Here is a 2,664-nt window from a genome sequence, read left to right on the forward strand (position 1 = left end):
CCTCGAGCATCCGCACCGCGACGGTGACGGCGTCGAGCGCGCTACCGCCCTCGGCCAGCACCTGTTGCGCGGCCTGCAGGATCGCGGTGAGTTCAGCGCGGTACCGACGTTCGGTGTCGGTATCCATCGCTTCGCGCAGGATCGTGCCTGCGCCGCCGTGAATCGCGACGATCGCGGATGAAGTCATGATTTTTTCGGACGAGCGGAAGAAGGGTTGGCGGCCGGCAAAGCCGCTTGCGGCTGCACGAGCCACGGCAGCAGGAATTCGGTCATCTCGGCGGCGGATTTCGCGGACCGGTGGGTGCGCAGCGCGACCGCATCGATCAGCGCCTCGATCATCGTCAGCACGGCGGCTTCCGACGTGGCCGCGAAACGCCGCTCGGCCTTCACGTACAGGTTCAGCGACGCGATCGGCGCGAGCGGCGATTGCGGGCCGTCGGTGATGCCGAGCACGCGCGCGCCGCGCGCCGCCGCACGGCGAGCCAGCTCGATCGTGTCCTTCACGTAGCGCGGACACGCGAGCGCTATCACGAGATCGCGCGAGTCGGCCGTATACAGGCGCCGCGCCGCATGCGACGGGCCGCCGAGCAACGCGAGCGATTGCACGTTGTCGTGGCACACCGACAGCCCGTGCTCCATCAGCCCGGCGAGAAATGCGCTCGACCCGGCGCCGAGAATCAGCACGCGCCGTGCGCCAACGATCGCCTCGACCGCCGCCTCGACGTCGGCCGCATCCAGTTGCGCACGCGTGTTCTCGATGTTGGCGGCAGCCTGGTCGAACACCGCGTCGATCCATGCGGCGCCGCGTACGCCGGACTCCTGCTCCTGCGCGGAACGCAGCCGTTCGACCGGCCCGAGCGTGGCCTCGAAGCCGCGCACGAGCGCCGCGCGCATCGCCGGATAGCCGTCGAAACCGAGTGCCTTCGCGAAGCGGTTCGCGGTCGCGATCGACGCATTCACCGCCTGCGCGAGCTCGTCGATCCGCATCGTCGCCGCGCGAAACGGGTTCGCGAGCACGAATTCGCCCATGCGCCGGTGAATCGGCGTCATCAACGGCATCGTCGACGCGATCCGCTCGGCGATCGCGGGTTCGTCGTGACTGACATCGGGCGGAACGAGAGGCGTCATGCGAAGGGTTGTTGCAAGGTTCGATGAAAATGAATTTACACAATCCGATTTCCGAAAAGAAATAAATTTTCATCAGGGTTGTCACGCCCCATCCGGCGTGCGTCGTCCCTCCTGACGATCATCCGGCCCCGTCGCACGGGCCTTTGACGGGCAACCGTCCTGCGCCGCCGCGCGAGCGATTACCTCGCTCATCGGGAAAACCCCGAGTACGTTCGTTCGAATGCAGATTCACGTTGACCGGATTCGCATTCGAACATAGGATGTTCGAAAATGATCAGTCGTCAGATAACATTGCAGGTTGATGACGACGAAATGTTCGCTCGAACACCGTGATTTCGATATAAACCGGCAAAACCGGCGGACATCAAGATCGGACATCGTACGAATAAACGAAACAAGCCGTCCCGAACGGATGGCCCTCACGGACCGGGCAGGCGCCGCGCGCCCGCCCTCCCTGACAGGAGACAGCAGTGAAGACAGTCAAGGCGTTGCGCTGGTGGATCATCGTGCTCGTGTGTCTCGGCACGATCCTCAACTACCTCGCACGGAATTCCCTCGCGGTGCTCGCGCCCGAGCTCAAGCAGGTGTTCGCGATCTCGACGCAGCAGTACTCGTACATCGTCGGCGCGTTCCAGATCGGCTACACGATCATGCAGCCGGTATGCGGGTTCATCGTCGACCTGATCGGGCTGCGGCTCGGGTTCGCGCTGTTCGCGATGCTGTGGTCGGTGGTCGGCGTCGCGCATGGCTTCGCGTCGGGCTGGCTGTCGCTCGGCATCCTGCGCGGCTTGCTGGGCCTGTTCGAGGCCGCCGCGATTCCGTCGGGAATGAAGGCCGTCGCCGAATGGTTTCCCGATCGCGAGAAATCCGTCGCGGTCGGCTACTTCAACGCGGGCACGTCGCTCGGCGCCGCGATCGCGCCGCCGCTCGTCGTGTTCCTGTCGATGCGGTTCGGCTGGCAGGCCGCGTTCATGGCCACCGGCGCGCTCGGGTTCGTCTGGGCCGCCCTCTGGTACACGCAGTACCGGTCGCCGGCCGACCATCCGCGCATCACGCCGCAGGAACGCACGCTGATCCGCGACGGCCAGGCCACGATGCCGCCCGTGTCGAAGCGCCGTATCCGCGACGTCGTCACCGCCCGACGTTTCTGGGCGATCGCGCTGCCGCGCTTCTTCGCGGAACCCGCGTGGCAAACTTTCAGCTTCTGGATTCCGCTGTACCTCGCGACCGAGCGCCACATGCCGCTCACGCAGATCGCGGTGTTCGCGTGGATGCCGTTTCTCGCGGCCGACCTGGGCGGCATCGCGGGCGGCTACCTGTCGCCCTACCTCGCGAATCGCTTCAAGCTGCCGCTCGTGTGGTCGCGCGTCGCGGGCGTCGCGCTCGGCGCGCTGCTGATGCTCGGGCCGGCGATGATCGGGCTCGCGTCGTCGCCGTACACCGCGATCGCGCTGTTCTGCGTCGGCGGCTTCGCGCACCAGATGATCTCCGCGCTCGTCAACACGCTGTCGGCCGACGTGTTCGACCCCGAGGAAG

3 protein-coding genes are annotated in these 2,664 nt (G+C 66.1%); 1 reads left to right on the top strand and 2 read right to left on the bottom strand.

Going from position 1 to position 2,664, the window contains the following annotated elements; all coding sequences use genetic code 11:
- Window positions 1-187 (bottom strand): isoaspartyl peptidase/L-asparaginase (locus JMF90_RS32630; protein WP_201325978.1); only part of this gene is annotated, 187 nt, incomplete at its 3' end.
- Complete coding sequence (locus tag JMF90_RS32635; RefSeq protein WP_011547904.1) at window positions 184-1,128, bottom strand: MurR/RpiR family transcriptional regulator; 945 nt, start codon at window positions 1,126-1,128, stop codon at window positions 184-186. The genes JMF90_RS32635 and JMF90_RS32630, both read right to left, overlap by 4 nt.
- 470 nt (window positions 1,129-1,598) lie before the next feature.
- Here JMF90_RS32635 and JMF90_RS32640 point away from each other — a divergent pair.
- Window positions 1,599-2,664 (top strand): MFS transporter (locus JMF90_RS32640; protein WP_201325979.1); only part of this gene is annotated, 1,066 nt, incomplete at its 3' end.

This window comes from Burkholderia sp. E168m23 (assembly GCF_016586125.1).
GTDB lineage: Bacteria > Pseudomonadota > Gammaproteobacteria > Burkholderiales > Burkholderiaceae > Burkholderia > Burkholderia orbicola.

Coding starts and splice junctions, on each gene's coding strand:
- JMF90_RS32635 (WP_011547904.1), bottom strand. CDS start 1,128: ATGACGCCTCTCGTTCCGCCCGATGTCAGTCACGACGAACCCGCGATC.